Here is a 15,206-nt window from a genome sequence, read left to right as displayed (position 1 = left end):
GGCGGCGGTAGCGTGGGCACCGCAGGCCGGCGCCGCCGCGCCGCCTTCGAGACAGCGTTCGAGAGACGAAGAGCATGGACCTCAACCACCCCGCCCCACACGGTGAACAGCCCCGAGAGCCGGGACGGGTCGTCGAACTGGTGGCGGGCGACTTCCTGCTCACCGTCAACCCGATCGACGGCAGCGAGATCGAATCCTGCCCGCCGGGCCGCCGCCCGATAGCCCCGCGGCGCGCACCCGCCCCCGGCCCGGCCGCCGAGGAGACGCGGCACACGCCGCTGCTCGACCGCGAGGAGCAGCGCCACCGCCTCCGCCGGCTGCTCTCCCGCGGGCGCTCCGTGCGCCTCACGGGATCGCCGGGCGCCGGCCGCACCGCGCTGCTCGCCGCCGTCGCCCGCGACTGCGCCGAACTGGCCCCCGACGGCGTCATCCGCCTCAACGGCCACCGGCGCAACGCCACCGACCTGCTGCACGAGCTCTTCGCGGCGGCGCACCGCACCTCGGCCTACCGCCCGGGACCCACCGAACTCAGCGCCGCGCTCCGGGAGATCGGCGCCGTCGTGCTGATCGACGACGTGGAGTTCGGCGGCGCCCCCCTCCAGGAGATCCTCGACGCCACCCCCGAGTGCGCCTTCGTGATCTCCGCCACCCAGGACGCCCCCGCCCCGGCGGCCGACTCCCGCCTCGAAGAACTCGCGCTTCCCGGGCTCAGCCGCACCGGCTGCCTCGAACTCGCCGAACTCTCCCTGGGCCGCCAGCTCTCCGAGGCCGAGACCGACTGGGCCTCCGATCTGTGGCTGCAGACCGAGGGCCTGCCGCGCCGCTTCGTCCAGGCCGCCGCCCTCCTCAGGGGGCGCGAGGCCGGGGAGCAGGCGCCGCTGCCGGAGAGCGCCGCGCTGACCGCGAGCGTCGCCGGCCTGCTCACCCCGCGCGCCTCGGAGATCCTGCGGTACGCCGTCGCGCTCGGCGGCGAACTGCCGGGCCGCGACCGGCTGGCCGCCTTCCTCCAGGACCCCGCCGCCCCCGAGGCGTACGCCGAACTGCTCGGCAGCGGCCTGCTGACCCAGGCGGGCGGCGGGCACCGGCTCGCCGCGGGCGTGGTGGAGGAGCTCACCGAGGCCGGCTTCGCGGAGGGCGCGCCGGAGCGGGCCCGGACCGCCACCCAGCACTACACCTGGTGGCTGGCGGACACCGTCGTCGCCCCGGAGCGGGTCGCGGAGGAGGCGGGCGCCCTGGTCGCCACCGTCCGCGCCGCGCAGCGCGCCGGGCTCGACGCCGCGGTCGGCGGCCTCGCCCGCGCCGCCGCGCCGCTCCTGGCCGCCTCGCTGCGGTGGAGCGCCTGGGAACGGATGCTGCGCAGCGGCCAGGAGTCCGCCAGGTCGGCCGGGGAGGTGGCCCAGCAGGCCTACTTCCACCACGAGCTGGGCGTGCTCGCCATCTGCCAGGGCCAACTCGACCGTGCACGGGCGGAGTTGGAGGCTTCCACCGCGCTGCGCGCCGTGCTGGCCGACGCGGTCGGCGCGGTCGCGGGCCGCCGGGCGCTGGCCCTGGTCGATGACCTCTCGCGCCCGCCGGCCCCGCCGCCCGCCGCCTTCACGCCCCCGCTGGGCATCCCGCCCGCGGCCTCGCCCGCGCCCCCCGCGCCGGTGCCGGGCCCGCCCGGGTCCGAGGATGCGACCCAGCTCCTCGGACGGGCCGTCGCCCCGGAGGAAGAGACCGGGACGATGGCGCCGGTGGGCAGGCGCGGCGCGCGGAGAAACGTTTTCGCCGCGGGGGCGGGCGCGTTGCTCGTCGCGGTGCTCGGCACCGTGGTGGCCTTCGGCCTCAGCTCGGGCGGCGAGGAGGAGCCGGACGGCGGCACGACCCCCGACCCCGCGGCCACGGACGCCGACACCCCGCTGACCACCGACGAGGACTCCCCCACCGAGGAGGAGACGTCCGCCTCGCCCTCGGACTCGGCCTCGCCCACGGAGTCGGAGTCCCCGAGCGACTCGAACACCTCCGAGGCCCCCGAGGACCCGGCGCGGCCCTCCGGCTCCCCGGACCAGCCGACGGCCTCCGCCTCGGGCGAGGTGGGCTCGGACGGCGGCTCCGGCGGCGGCAGCGGCGACGGCTCCGACGGCGGCTCGCACGGCGGAGGCTCCGCGGACGGCGGCACGGGCGACGGGGGCACCTCGCCCGGCACCTCGGAGGGCACGAGCGAGGGCGGCGACGACGGCGGCTCCGAGGGCACCGACCCGGGCACGAGCGAGGGCGGCTCCGAGGGGACCGACACGGGCGCGAGCGAGGGCACGTCCGAGGGGACGGACGAGGGCACCTCCGAGGGCACCGACACCGGCACCTCGGAGGGCACCGACGCGGGCGGCGACGCGGAGGGCGCCGGCGGCACCCCCACGGGGGCCACCGCCTCGGCGACCGGCAGTTCGCCGACGGCCACGGCCACCGGCGTCGGCCGGGCCTGAACGGGCGGCCGCCCGCCCCGCGTGGCGCCTTCGCGCCGGGGCGCACGGGCGCGAAGGCGCGGGACGTCCCGTGCACGGGACACCCCGTGCGCCGGGCGCCGCGGTTTCGGCGGGCCCCGCGCTCCGGCGGGGCCCGCGGGCTCAGAACAGGCGGAGCTTGTCGTCCTCGATGCCGCGCAGGCCGTCGTAGTCGAGGGTGACGCAGCGGATGCCGCGGTCCGTGGCGAGCGTGCGTGCCTGGGGCTTGATCTCCTGGGCGGCGAACACGCCGCGGACCGGGGCGAGCAGCGGGTCCCGGTTGAGCAACTCCAGGTAGCGCGTGAGCTGTTCCACGCCGTCGATCTCCCCGCGGCGCTTGATCTCCACGGCCACCGTCACCCCCTCCGCGTCCCGGCACAGGATGTCCACGGGGCCGATGGCCGTCGGGTACTCGCGGCGGATCAGCGCATAGCCCTCGCCGAGCGTCTCCATCCGGTCGGCGAGCAGCTCCTGGAGGTGCGCCTCCACGCCGTCCTTGATCAGCCCGGGGTCCACGCCGAGTTCGTGCGAGGAGTCGTGGAGTATCTCCTCAAGCGTGATGATCAGCTTTTCGCCACCCTTGTTCTCCACCGTCCACACCGCGTGGGCTGTCTCCCCCTCCCGCGTGCCGCCGCCCTCCGGCCCCTCCCCGGGCCGGGTCTCGCGCAGGGTGCACGGCGGCGACATCCAGTTGAGGGGCTTGTAGGCGCGGTCGTCCGCGTGGATCGAGACGGAGTTGTCGGCCTTGATCAGGATCAGCCGCGGCGCCGAGGGCAGGTGGGCGGTGAGACGGCCGGCGTAGTCGACGGAGCAGCGGGCGATGACGAGACGCATGAGGTCAGCCTAGAGGCAGCCGGGAGTGCCGCCGACCGGCCCGCCCGCCGCCGCCCCGCCGCCCTCCCGCGCCTTCGCAAGGGCCCACGGCCGGGCCGCGGTCCCGGGCCCGCTGGGGCCAACCGGGGCCGGGGCGCGCCCCGTTGACGGCGCCGTGCCGAGGGCGGGGGCGGGGACGGCCGGGAAGGCGCCGCGGGAAGGGTCCCGGGGCGGCGTGCGGGAAGGGGGCGCCGGGCGGATGGAGGCGGACCGCGGGGGACCGGGGCACGGCGGCGGCACGGCGGCGGGCGGCAACGCGACGGCCGGGGGCGGACGGCGGGAGGGGAGGCGGGAGGGGGCGGCGGGAGGGGCGGCGGAGTGCGGTGCGGCAGGCGGGTCGCGGGTCCCGTGGGGCGGGGCGATATGTCTGCGATAGGCGTGATTCTCCGGTGGCCGGTTATGTGCTCAATCCACTGACATGCACGGGCTAAGACGCCTAACGTTGGCTCGTGGCCGTCGCCGTCCGGACCGCGGGATCACCCGCGAGCGTGGCGACCGTGCGGCGTGGCCGCGGACCAGGTCGGCACGACCCCGCCACCCGGGGGTCCGAGAGGAGAATGCATGTCGCTCGACGTCTCACCAGCATTGTTGGAGCAGGCCGAGCGAGGGGAGGTCGACGAGGCCGAGTTCGTCGACTGCGTCCGAACGTCTCTGCCCTTCGCCTGGGACATGATCAGCAACCTGGTCGCCAGGCTGAAGGTCGACGGCGGCGAGTTCGCCGACAACACGACGCCGCCCCCAAACGAGCACGCCAGGGGGCAGCTGCTGCGCGCGCTCGCAAGCGACGCGATACGGGGAGCGCTGGAGAGGCACTTCGGGGTGCGGCTCGCCTTCCAGAACTGCCACCGGGTCGCCGTCTTCCCGCTCGGCGCCCCGGACGCGGCGCGGGCGCGGTTCACCTCGGTGCGAAGCCAGATCCTCAACCAGTCGCCCGAGTTGCGGGACTGCTGAGGGAATCCGGCGCTGCCGCTCCCTCCGCCGCGGGCGGGAGGAGCGGCAGCACCTCGTCCGCCAGCCGCCGGACGTTCAGCTCCGTGGCCGCCGTGTCCCCCGAGCCCTCGACCAGCAGGGCGAACCGGCTGATCCCGGTGCGCTCGGCGGTGGCGGCCAGCCGGTCCGCGCACAGCCGCGGGTCGCCCACCGGGTGCAGCTCGCTGAGCAGTTCGGTGTAGGCCAGGGGGTCGCGCATCGCGCGCGGGCGGCCGTCGAAGGTCTGGTGGGCGGCCAGGCCCTGCCGCAGCCAGCCGGGCAGCGCCCCGCGCAGCGTCTCCACCGCCTCGGTGTGGCTGTCGCCGACCTGGACCACCCCGGCCGACACGTGGCCGGCCGCGGCGCTGACCTCGCCCGGCACGCCCGCCGCGGCGGCGGCCGACCGCCACAGGGCGACCATCTCCGCCTTCTCCGCGTCGCCGATGTGCATGCCGAGCAGCATCGGCAGCCCGCGCTCGCCGGCCAGCCGCACCGTGCCGGGCGAGGTGCAGGCGACCAGCACGGGCGGTGGCTCCGGGGGCGCGGGGGTGACCGGCACCTCGCGGAAGCGGTAACGCGCTCCCTGCGCGCCCACGCGCTCCGTGCGCAGCCAGCGCAGCAGCAGGTCGAGTGACTCCGGGAAGTCGCGTTCCAGGGCCTCGGCCCCGCCGCCGAAGACCTCCAGGTCGACCCAGGGGCCGCCGCGCCCGACGCCCAGGTCGAAGCGGCCACCGGAGACCAGATGCAGCAGGGCGGCCTGCTCGCCCAGCGCCACCGGGTGCGTCGTGGAGAGCACGCTGACCGCGGTGCCGACCCGGATCTGCCGGGTGCGGCCGAGCAGCAGCGCGGCCAGGGTCGGGGCGGAGGGGCACAGGCCGTAGGGCACGAAGTGGTGCTCGGCGAGCCACACGGTGTCCAGGCCCACCTCGTCGGCGACGACGGCCGAGCGCACCGCCCGGTGCAGCGCCTCGCGTTCGCTCTGCCCGGGGTACCGCCCGGCCAGCACAAAAGTTCCTATCTGCAGCTCGGTCATCGCCCGTTGCCCCTTCCCGCCCGCGGCTGGTGCCCCTTTTCCCAGGGATCAACGGGCGACACGTGCCAAGGGCACGGGCCAGCGGCAATTTTTTCCGATGATCACTTGACGGGTGGGTTTCGCCGGATGCGTAGACTCGACCCCATGTCCCCGCGTCGTAACCGGCCGCGCGGCCGTCGGCAGCCGAGCCCCGTCGGTCACGAAGGACCCCGCGACCCCGGCATCGAGAACACCGAGACCTGGCGGGGCGAGGAGTGGGTGGTCCGCCGCATCGGCGGGTCCGCCGCGGCCAAGCACTACCGCTGCCCCGGCTGCGACCAGGAGATCCCGCCCGGCGTGCCGCACGTCGTCGCCTGGCCGCGGCTGGGCGCCGTCGAGGACCGCAGGCACTGGCACGCCGCCTGCTGGGCGGCCAGGGACCGCCGCGCCGCCCGCCCGCTGCGCTCCCGCAGCGCCCCCAGGTACTGACCACGGCCGCGCCGCCCCCGGCGCCGGCGGGTGCCCTGGCGCCGAACGGGCCGGGGGCGGGCGGGCGTTGACGGGCCCGCCAACGCCCGCCCGGCCTCAGGCGTCGGTGGCGTTCAGCCGGGCGTAGGCCCCCAGCAGGGCGGCCAGGGTGACCCCGGCGAGCAGCCAGAGCAGGGGCCAGCCGGTGGCGTTGTCGCTGTCGTCCATCGGGATGTGGTACAGCGAGGCCAGCCCGTTCAGCGGCGAGAACTGGATCAGCTTCTCGCGGGTGCTCTCCAGGCTGTCGCCCACCATGAAGAGCGCGATGAGCAGCGGCAGCAGCACCACGCCGACCATCGTCGTGATGGCGCCCGCCGAGTGCCGCAGCAGGCCGCCGACGGCCAGGCCGAGCAGGCCGAGCAGCGAGACGTAGAGCGCGGCGCCCACCGTGGCGCCCATCCAGTGCCCGGTGGTCGCCACCAGCTGCCCGTTCTCGACCGAGCCCTCCATGAACGGGTCGTCCTCGGCATAGCCCGGCAGGACCTGGTCGCCGAGCAGGGCGGAGTGGATCAGGCTCGTCAGCAGGCAGGCGACCAGGGTCATGCTGAACGCGAGCAGGAAGAACACCAGCGCCTTGGCCAGCAGGACCCGGCCGCGGTGGGGGCAGGCGGTCAGGGTGGTGCGCATCATGCCGGTGCCGTACTCGGAGGTGATCACCAGCACCCCGAGGGTGATGATGCACAGCTGCCCGAGCATCAGCCCGAAGAAGCCGCCGGCCAGCAGCGGCATGCCCACGTAGTCCTCGCTGCTGAGGGCGAGCGCGAACAGCAGGCCGACGCCGACGGTGAGCGCGAACATGATCACGAGCGTCCACACCGTCGACCTGACCGAGCGGATCTTCGTCCACTCGGAGCGGATGGCGTCGCCCAGGGTCGTCGCCCGTACCGGGATCGGGGAGGCGTAGCCGGGCCCGGGCGTCCCCATCGGCGGCTGCCCGCCCGGGAATTGGCCGGGAGGCTGCCCCGGCACCTGTCCCGGCACCTGTCCGAACGCCCCGGGCGCCGGCTGGTACGCGGCGGGCGGGGGCGCGGCGGCCTGGGGCGCCGGCGGCATCGCCGCGGGCGCGGCGGCCGGGGGGAAGGCGGGCGCGGGCGCCGAGGGCTGCGGGGGCATCGGGGGCGGAGTGCTCATCGGTCGTCCTCGGGGCTGGAGGTGTCCTGGCCGGGCGCGGCGGGTCCCGGCAGCGCCGCGAGCCTGGTGGTCGCGTGCTCGGGGGCGGGCGCCGCCGCGGGCGCCGGATGCCCGCCGGGCGGGGCGGCCGGCGGAGCGGGGGCGGCGGCGGGGGCCGCGGCCGGCACCGGCTGGGCCGGGAGGGGCTGGGCCGGGTGCGGCGGCTGGGCGGCGGCGGGAGGCGCGTACCCCGCCTGCGGCGGGAAGGCGCCGCCGGGGCCGGGCTGCGGGGCCGCCGGGGCGGTCAGCCCGAGGCGCTGGTCGGCCGTCGAGCGGAAGTCGACCGCGCCCTGCGTCATCCGCATGTACGCCTCCTCGAGCGAGGCCTCGTGCGGCGACAGCTCCCACAGCCTGACGTCCGCCGCGTGCGCCAGATCGCTGATCCTGGGCAGCGGCAGCCCGGTGACCCGGAGCGCGCCGTCCGGTTCCGGCAGCACCTGGGCGCCCGCCCCGGTCAGCGCGGCGGCCAGCGCCTCGCGCTGCTCCGGCGCGCCGTCCGGGGTGCGGACGCGGGCGAAGTCGGTGGAGTTGTGCGCGATGAACTCCTTCACCGGCATGTCGGCCATCAGCTGCCCGCGCCCGATCACGATCAGGTGGTCGGCCGTCTGCGCCATCTCGCTCATCAGGTGGCTGGAGACGAAGACCGTCCTGCCCTCGGCCGCCAGGCGCCGCATCAGGTTCCTGACCCACAGGATGCCCTCCGGGTCGAGCCCGTTGACCGGCTCGTCGAAGAGGAGCACCTGGGGGTCGCCGAGCAGGGCCGCGGCGATGCCGAGCCGCTGCCCCATGCCGAGCGAGAAGCCCTTGGAACGCTTCCCCGCCACGTCCTGCAGGCCGACGACCCCGAGCACCTCCTCCACCCGGCGCGCCGGGATGCCGGAGAGCTGCGCCAGGCACAGCAGGTGGGCGCGGGCGCTCCGGCCGCCGTGCTTGGCGTTGGCATCGAGCAGGGCACCCACGGTGCGCGCCGCGTTCGGCAGCTGCCGGTAGGGGTAGCCGCCGATGGTGACGCTGCCGCTGCTGGGGGCGTCAAGCCCGAGGATCATCCGCATCGTCGTCGACTTGCCGGCGCCGTTCGGGCCGAGGAAGCCGGTGACCTTCCCCGGCTGGACCCGGAAGCTCAGGTTGTGGACGGCCGTCTTCTGGCCGTAGCTCTTCGTCAGGCCGACTGCCTCGATCATCGCCTCACCCCGCGGCGGCCGCGCGCCGTAGATACTCGTCCCATTGGGGCTATGACCATATCGGCGCCCGCGTGGTTCCCCGGGCCCGGAGGCGATCCGCTCAGGCGTCCCGCTTCTTCAGCAGCAGATAGCCCCCGAGCAGCGCGGCGATCACCCACAGGGCCATGATGCCCAGGCCCCCCCACGGTCCGTAGGGCCGGTCGTCGGCCTCGACGACGGACATGACGCGCTGCCCCGCCTGGTCGGGCAGGTAGCGGCCGAGCTTCTCGGTGGCGGGGACGTTGGCCAGGATGCTGGAGACCAGGAAGAAGAACGGCATCAGCACCCCGAAGGACAGCATCGGGCTGCGCAGCATCCAGGTCGCCCCCATGGCGAACAGCGCGATCAGCCCCATGTAGAGCCCGCCGCCGAACACCGCCCGCAGCACGCCGGGTTCGCCGAGCGTGGTGCGGTGGTCGCCGAGCATCGCCTGCCCGCCGAAGAAGGCCAGGAAGCTGGTGGCGGTGCCCACCGCGAGCGCCAGCGCGGTGGCGACCGTCAGCTTGGCCGCCATCAGCAGGCCGCGCCGCGGCACCGCGGACAGCGAGGCGCGGATCAGGCCGGTGCTGTACTCGCCCGAGACCACGAGGATGCCGAACGCGATCATGGCCAGCTGGCCGAGGGAGGTGCCGGCGAAGCTGGTGAGGGTGGGGTCGAAGGTGATCCGGTCGGCGGTGGAAAGCTCGTCGAAGGTGTTCCTGATCAGCAGGCTGATCAGCATGCCGAGCGCCACGGTCACCACCACGGCGGCGGCCAGCGTCCAGACCGTGGAGCGCACCGAGGTGATCTTCGTCCACTCGGAGCGCAGCACCCGGCCGGCGGTTGTGGTGTCCACGGCTCAGCCCCCCTGCGCCTGGGGGCCGTGTTCCGCGGCGTGCGCCTGGTACTCCACCGCGCCGCGGGTCAGCCGCATGAACGCCTCTTCGAGCGAGGCCCGCCGCAGGGTCAGCTCGTGCAGCACCAGGCCGTGCTCCGCGGCGAGTTCGCCGATGCGTGGGGCCTGACTGCCCGGCACCTCCAGGCAGTCTTCGCCCTCCCGCACGGGCAGCCCGGCCGCCGCGAGCACGTCCCGCATCCGCTCCGGCTCGGGGGTGCAGACCCGGACGAAGGTGTGGGCGTTCTCCTCGATGAACCGCGCCATGGAGGTGTCGGCCAGCAGCCTGCCCCGGCCGATGACCACCAAATGATCGGCCGTCAAAGCCATTTCGCTCATCAGATGGCTGGAAACAAACACCGTGCGGCCGTCGGCGGCCAATTGCTTCATCAATTGGCGAACCCAGTGAATGCCCTCCGGATCAAGTCCGTTCACCGGCTCGTCGAACATCAGGATGCGGGGATCGCCGAGCATCGCGCTCGCGATCCCGAGACGCTGTCCCATGCCGAGCGAGAAGGACTTGGGACGCTTGCGGGCCACCGCCGTCAGCCCCACGAGTTCCAGCACCTCGTCGATGCGCCGCAGCGGGATGCCGTTGCTCTGCGCCAGGCAGAGCAGGTGGTCGTGGGCCGTGCGGCCCGGGTGCACCGCCCTGGCCTCCAGCAGGGCGCCGATCGCGGTCAGCGGCTCGGGCAGGCGCTCGTACGGCATGCCGTCGATCCGCACCGAGCCGCCCGTCGGGTGGTCGAGGCCCAGGATCATCCGCATCGTGGTGGACTTGCCGGCGCCGTTCGGGCCGAGGAAGCCGGTCACCCGACCCGGCCTGACCGAGAACGTCAGGCCGTCCACGGCCGTCCGCTCCCCGTACCGCTTGGTGAGGCCAGCCAGCTCGATCATGGCCTCGACGCTAAGGCGGCGCAGGGGCCGCCGCCCGGTGAGGCGGCGGCCCCTGCGCCGAAGGAGTGGGGCGCTGGGCCCCAGGGGGGAGCCCCGCTCAGCGGGACTGCTGCGCGGGAACGCCCTTCGTCAGGCCGTCGTCGCCGTCGTCGTCGCCCAGGGAGGCGGCGGCGACCTGGGCGCCGGTCAGCGTGGCCAGCATCTCGCGGACGTTGGTCAGCTGGGCGTTGATGCTGTCGCGGCGGTTGGTCAGGGCGGCCAGCTCGCGCTCGGACTCGCTGCGGATGCGGTCGGCCTTGGCGTTCGCGTCGGCCACGATGTCCTCGGCCTGCCGCTGCGCGGTCTCCACCGTCTGGCGGGCGCGGCGCTCGGCGTCGGTGCGCAGCTTCTCGGCCTCGAGACGCAGCTGCTCGGCGCGGTGCTCGATCTCCGCCAGCCGCTTCTCGGCCTTGGCCTGGCGCGAGGCCAGGTCCCGCTCGGACTGCTCGCGCCGCTTGGCGAGGTTGGTCTCGAAGTCGGCGGCGGCCTGCGCGGCCTTGGCGCGGGTGTCCTCGAAGAGGGCGTCCGCCTCCTCGCGCTTGGCCTGGGCGTCCTTCTCGGCCTCGGCCCGGGTGGCCGCGGCCTCGCCCTGGGCCTTCTCGACGATGCGGGAGCCCTCCTCCTCGGCCTTCGCCTTGCGCTCCGCGGCGTAGCCCTCGGCGTCGTTGCGCACCTGCTGGGCGGCGGCCTCGGCCAGCTCACGGTGCTGCTCCGCGGCCCGCCTGGCCTCCTCGCGCAGATCCTTCGCCTCCTCCTCGGCGAGCCGCAGGATCTTCTCGACCCGGGCGCCGAGGCCGGCGTAGGAAGGCTCGGCGTCGGTGATCTGGGCCTGGGCGTTCTGCGTCTCGAGGTGCAGCTCCTCGATCCGCTTCTCCAGGGAGGTGATACGAGCCAGGGCGCTGTCGCGATCGGCAACGAGCTTCGAAATGCGGTCGTCCACCTGCCCGCGGTCGTAGCCGCGCCGCACGAGCTCGAAGCCGAAGGGGGAGGAAGTGTCGCTCATGGGGTTCCTGTCGATTCAGACGGGTGACTGAGTGGCTGTGTCGGTAACGGGTGGGGCTTGGGCGTGCAGCGCTTCGAGGTTCGAGCTCCTAAAGCCATCGAGACGGCAGAGTCCATGCCCTCTGGGGGCATCATCCTAGGGGGCGAACCGGCGTGTCTTCGAGCGGATGCCGATTCTCTGTGGAGAATGTTCGCCCCATCCGCCCATTGCCGCCGCTCTTTAGAGTGGCTAGCCGCCAGGGCGCTTGCCGCCGGGGCGCGGCGCCCCGGCCGCGGCGGGCACCGTGCCGTTGGCGCCGCCCTTGCCCTGGCCCTTCGGCCCCTTGCCGCCTGGCTTGGGCGCCTCGAAGGACTCCAGGGCCTCCAGCACGTCCTGGACCCGGGAGATCTCCGCGTTGATGTCCGCACGGCGCCGGGAGAGCTTGTCCAGCTCGCGCCGGCCCTCCTCGACCATCCGCTTGGCCTCGCGCTCCGCCTCGGCCCGCTCGCGCTGCGCCTCCCGCTGCAGGCGTGCCCGCTGCTGCTCGGCCTCCTTGAGCAGGGCCTCCGCCTTCTTCACCGCGTCGACCCGGGTCCGGTTCGCCTGCGCGCCCGCCTCGGCGAGCAGCTTCTCCGCGGCCGAGCGCGCCTCGGCACGCTGCTCCTCGGCCGCCTTCATCAGCTTGTCCACCCGCTCGCCCGCGGCCCTGGCCTGCTCGGCGGACTCCCGCCGCGCCCGGTCGTGCAGCTCCTCGACCTCGGCCTCCACCCGGTTGCGCAGCTCCTCGGCCCGTTCCCTTATGGCGGCGGCGTCCCTGCGTGCCTCGTCCAGCAGCTTGTTGGCGTCCTTGCGGGCCTTCTCGACCAGCTCGGCCCCGGCCTGCTGGGCGTCGGCGACGCGGCGGCTCGCCTCCTTGCGGGCCGCGCTCACCATCACGTCGGCCTGCTCCTCGGCGGCCGAGGAGATCCGCAGCGACTCCTCCTGCGCCTTGGCGAGCAGCTCGTCGGCCTGGGCGGCGGCCTCGCTGCGCTTGCGGGCCGCCTCGCGCCGCGCCCGGTCCTGGATCTCGTCGGCCTCGGCCCGGGTGCGCTCCGCCTCCTGCTCGGCCGTGGCCCGCACCCGCTCGGCCTCGGCGATGGCCTCCTTGACGGTCCGCTCGGCCAGCGCGGAGGCCGCCTCCTTCTCCTCGGCGGACTCCCGCAGCACCCGGGCGGCCTCCCGCTCGGCCTCGGCCCGGTGGGTGGCGATCTCGGCCTCGGCCGCCTCCCGGAGGCCGGCCACCGAGTCGCGCACCTGCTGGGCCTTGTGCTCGGCCGCGGCCACCAGGGTCTCGGCCCTGCGCTCCGCGTCGTCCATCCTGGCGCGGGCGGCGGCCCGCAGCTCCTCCGCCTGCTCGCGCGCCTGGGCCCGCTCGCGGTGGGCGGCGTCCCTGGCCTCGGCGAGCAGCCGGTCCCCCTCGGCCCGCAGCCGCGCCGCCTCCTCCTGGGCCGCGGACAGGGCCTCGGCCGCCTCGCTCGCGGTGCGCTCGGCCGCCGCGGCGGCGTCGGCGCGCATCCGGTCGGCGGCCTGCCTGGCCTCCTCGCGCAGCCGGTCGCCCTCGGCGATGGCCTCGCCGCGCAGCCTGACGGCGACCTCCTCGCCCTCGGACCTGGACCTGGCCGCGTCCGTCGCGGCCTCGTCGCGCAGCCGCTGGGCGGCCTCCTCGGCCTGCTCGGTGAGCGTCCTGATCCGCTCGGCGGCCTCGGCGCGCAGCCGCTCGCCCTCCGCGGCGGACTCGGCGCGCAGCCGCTCGGCCTCCACCCGGGCCGCGGCCAGGGCCTCCTCGGCCTCGCTCACCTTCTCCTCGGCCTCGTTGCGCAGCCGCTCGAGTTCGGCCGCGGCCGCCTCCCGCTCGGCCTTGGCCGCCTCCCTGGCCTCGGCCCGCATCCGGCGCGCGGCCTCCTCGGCCTCCTGGGTGGTGCGCTCGGCCCACTGGCCGGCCTCGGTGCGCTGCTTCTCCGCCTCGGTGCGGGCCTTCCGCAGCGCCTGCTCGGCCTGGTTGCGCAGCGTCGTGGCGCGTTCGATCGCCTCGGTGCGCACCCGCTCGCTCTCCGTGGTGGCCGCCGTCCTGGTCTCCTCGGCGTCCGCCTTGGCCTGCCCGAGCAGCTCCTCGGCGCTCGCCGCGGCCTGCTCGATCTGCTGCACGGCCTCCTTGCGCGCCTCCGCGCGCAGCCGCTCCGCCTCCTGCGCCGCCTCGGCCCGCAGCTGCTCGGCCTCGCCGCGCAGCCGCCTGGCCTCCTCCTGGAGCTCGACGGTCTTGGCCCGGTACTCCTTGGTGTCGTCCTGGGCCGCGCCCTTGAGCTGCTCGGCCACGTCGTGCGCCTCGGCGCGCAGCCGGTCGGCCTCGGCCTCCGCCTCCGTGCGCAGCCGCTCGGCCTCCTCGGTGGCGGCCTTCGTGGTCGCCTGGGCGTCCTTGGCCGCCTTGGTGAGCACCTCCTCGGCGGTGCGGGCCGCGTCGGCGAGCTGGGCCGCGTACTCCTCGGCGGACTTGGTCCTGGCCTCCTCGGCGGCCTCGGCCAGCAGCTGCTCGGCCCGCGCCCTGGCCTCGTCGAGGGCCTGCTGCGCCTCGGTGCGGCGCTGCTCGGCGTCCCGGGTGGCCTCGCTGACCATCCTGGCGATCTCCGCCTTGGCGGTGGCCGTGCGCTGCTCGTACTCCGACTCGGCCGCAGAACGCCGCTTGTCCGCCTCGGCCTTCGCCTCGGCGAGCAGCCGTTCCGCCTCCTCGCGGGCGGTCCGCAGCGCGGCCTGCGCCTCGGCGGCCCGCTCCTCCGCCCTGCGGACCAGGGCGGCGGCCTCCTTGCGCCCGGTCTCCGCCTCCTGGGTGGCGCTGGCGCGCAGCTGCTCGGCCCGCTCCCCGGCCTCCTGGGCCTGGGTGGAGGCGGCGTTCAGCAGGCGCTCGGAGTCGGCGCGGGCGCGGCGCAGCAGCTCCTCCGCCTCGGCCCGGGCGCTCTCCGCCTCCATGGCCATCCGCTGCCTGGCCTCTTCGGTCAGCCGCAGCGCCTCGGCCCTGGCCTGGTTGACGGTCCGCTCGGCCTCGGCCCTGGTCTCCTGGAGCAGCCGGCCCGCCTGCGCCTCGCTGCGGGCGCGCAGCTGCTCGGCCCAGGCGACGTTCTCGTTGACGTGCGACTCGACGGTGGACCGGCGCTGGGCGAGCTCCTCGTCGAGGCGCTGGCGCCTGGCGACGGCCTCGGCGTGCAGCTCGGCCTCCATCCTGGCGCGCTGCTCGGCCTGCTCCTGCAGGGCGCGCTGGGACCTGGCCCTGGCCTCGCGCAGCTCGCGCTCGGCGTCGATGCGCATCTGGTCGGCCTGGTGGTGGGCGGTGCGCAGGACCTGCTCGGCATGCGAGGCGGGGTCGCCGTAGACGGGGCGCAGCGCGAGGGCGCGGCGCGCCTCGTGCAGCTTGGCGCGCAGGACCTCGACCTGGTAGCCGAGGTCGTCGGCGTGGTCGACCGCCTTGTCCCGCTCCTTCTTGAGCCGGTCCATTTCGGCTTCGAGCTGCGAGAGGTGGTCGTCAGCCTGGTAGGCGTCGTAGCCCCGCACTGCGCGGTCCCATCCGTCCCCTGGTCGTGGAAAAGCTGATCCGGTCATCGGCCGAACGCGGGACGTGGAGAAAGCTCGTTGCCCCGGCTGGGCCACTCTACCGGCCGGGGCAGCTTGCGTCAGTGGCCCGAGGGGTCTCCTGATGCCGGGGCGGGGGCCGCGGTGACGATTTCCGTCAGCACGCCGTGGCAGTCCTTGGGATGCAGGAACGTGATGCGCGAGCCCATCGAGCCGCGGCGCGGCTGCTCGTAGAGCACCCGGATGCCCTTGTCGCGGATGGCCTCGGAGTCGGCGTCCACGTCGGCGGTGCCGAAGGCGATGTGGTGCACCCCCTCGCCGTTCTTCGCCAGCCACTTGGCGACCGGGGAGTCCTCGCGGATGGGCTGGACGAGCTGGAGCCAGGAGGCGGCGCCGTCGTCGGTGCCGTTGATCCGCAGCATGGCCTCCCGCACGCCCTGCTCCTCGTTCACTTCCGAGTGAAAGACCTCGAAACCATAGGTGTCGCGGTAGAACTCGGCGGTGGCCTCTAGATCGAAACAGGCGATCCCGATGTGATCGATGCGCGTCAACATTCCACCAGTGC

General features: G+C 75.2%; 12 protein-coding genes. 3 read left to right on the top strand and 9 right to left on the bottom strand.

Going from position 1 to position 15,206, the window contains the following annotated elements; genetic code table 11:
- The first annotated feature begins 74 nt into the window (after window positions 1-74).
- On the top strand, window positions 75-2,462 hold the full coding sequence (locus D7294_RS17670; protein WP_120680799.1) for an ATP-binding protein: 2,388 nt from the start codon (window positions 75-77) through the stop codon (window positions 2,460-2,462).
- A 141-nt stretch (window positions 2,463-2,603) separates the two neighbouring features.
- Here D7294_RS17670 and nucS read toward each other — a convergent pair whose 3' ends face one another.
- A complete protein-coding gene (gene nucS, locus D7294_RS17665; RefSeq protein ID WP_120680797.1) occupies window positions 2,604-3,314 on the bottom strand; it encodes an endonuclease NucS in 711 nt (236 codons plus the stop codon).
- Between the two features lie 600 nt (window positions 3,315-3,914).
- Between nucS and D7294_RS17660 the strand changes: the two genes are divergently transcribed.
- Window positions 3,915-4,304, top strand: coding sequence for an SCO5389 family protein (locus tag D7294_RS17660; RefSeq protein ID WP_120680795.1), 390 nt, complete (start codon window positions 3,915-3,917; stop codon window positions 4,302-4,304).
- On the opposite strand, the gene D7294_RS17655 is transcribed toward D7294_RS17660, so the two are convergent.
- Complete coding sequence (locus tag D7294_RS17655) at window positions 4,273-5,346, bottom strand: LLM class flavin-dependent oxidoreductase (protein ID WP_120680926.1); 1,074 nt, start codon at window positions 5,344-5,346, stop codon at window positions 4,273-4,275. The genes D7294_RS17660 and D7294_RS17655 overlap by 32 nt on opposite strands.
- 153 nt (window positions 5,347-5,499) lie before the next feature.
- Between D7294_RS17655 and D7294_RS17650 the strand changes: the two genes are divergently transcribed.
- Window positions 5,500-5,823 carry an ATP/GTP-binding protein gene (locus tag D7294_RS17650; protein ID WP_120680793.1) on the top strand — a complete coding sequence of 108 codons (324 nt, stop codon included), beginning with the start codon at window positions 5,500-5,502 and terminating at the stop codon, window positions 5,821-5,823.
- A gap of 96 nt (window positions 5,824-5,919) precedes the next feature.
- Here D7294_RS17650 and D7294_RS17645 read toward each other — a convergent pair whose 3' ends face one another.
- The 7 genes from D7294_RS17645 to mce form a co-directional block, all read right to left on the bottom strand.
- Entirely contained in the window at window positions 5,920-6,993 is a 1,074-nt protein-coding gene (locus tag D7294_RS17645) for an ABC transporter permease (RefSeq protein WP_241562436.1), read from the bottom strand.
- Window positions 6,990-8,213 carry an ABC transporter ATP-binding protein gene (locus tag D7294_RS17640; RefSeq protein ID WP_174248373.1) on the bottom strand — a complete coding sequence of 408 codons (1,224 nt, stop codon included), beginning with the start codon at window positions 8,211-8,213 and terminating at the stop codon, window positions 6,990-6,992. Before D7294_RS17640 ends, D7294_RS17645 begins: the two co-directional genes overlap by 4 nt.
- Window positions 8,214-8,313: 100 nt before the next feature.
- Window positions 8,314-9,087, bottom strand: a complete 774-nt coding sequence (locus tag D7294_RS17635) for an ABC transporter permease (RefSeq protein WP_120680791.1) — start codon at window positions 9,085-9,087, stop codon at window positions 8,314-8,316.
- A gap of 3 nt (window positions 9,088-9,090) precedes the next feature.
- Entirely contained in the window at window positions 9,091-10,023 is a 933-nt protein-coding gene (locus D7294_RS17630) for an ABC transporter ATP-binding protein (RefSeq protein ID WP_120680789.1), read from the bottom strand.
- 97 nt (window positions 10,024-10,120) lie between these two features.
- Complete coding sequence (locus D7294_RS17625) at window positions 10,121-11,065, bottom strand: coiled-coil domain-containing protein (protein ID WP_120680787.1); 945 nt, start codon at window positions 11,063-11,065, stop codon at window positions 10,121-10,123.
- Between the two features lie 228 nt (window positions 11,066-11,293).
- On the bottom strand, window positions 11,294-14,623 hold the full coding sequence (locus D7294_RS17620; protein WP_120680785.1) for a hypothetical protein: 3,330 nt from the start codon (window positions 14,621-14,623) through the stop codon (window positions 11,294-11,296).
- Between the two features lie 119 nt (window positions 14,624-14,742).
- The gene (gene mce / locus D7294_RS17615; RefSeq protein WP_120680783.1) at window positions 14,743-15,195 is read right to left on the bottom strand and encodes a methylmalonyl-CoA epimerase; all 453 of its coding nucleotides are present in this window, start codon (window positions 15,193-15,195) and stop codon (window positions 14,743-14,745) included.
- Window positions 15,196-15,206: the final 11 nt, after the last annotated feature.

It is taken from the genome of Streptomyces hoynatensis (assembly GCF_003626535.1).
Lineage (GTDB): Bacteria > Actinomycetota > Actinomycetes > Streptomycetales > Streptomycetaceae > Streptomyces > Streptomyces hoynatensis.
Note: the sequence above shows the minus strand (reverse complement) of the source record. Positions and strands in the feature narration are given on the sequence as shown.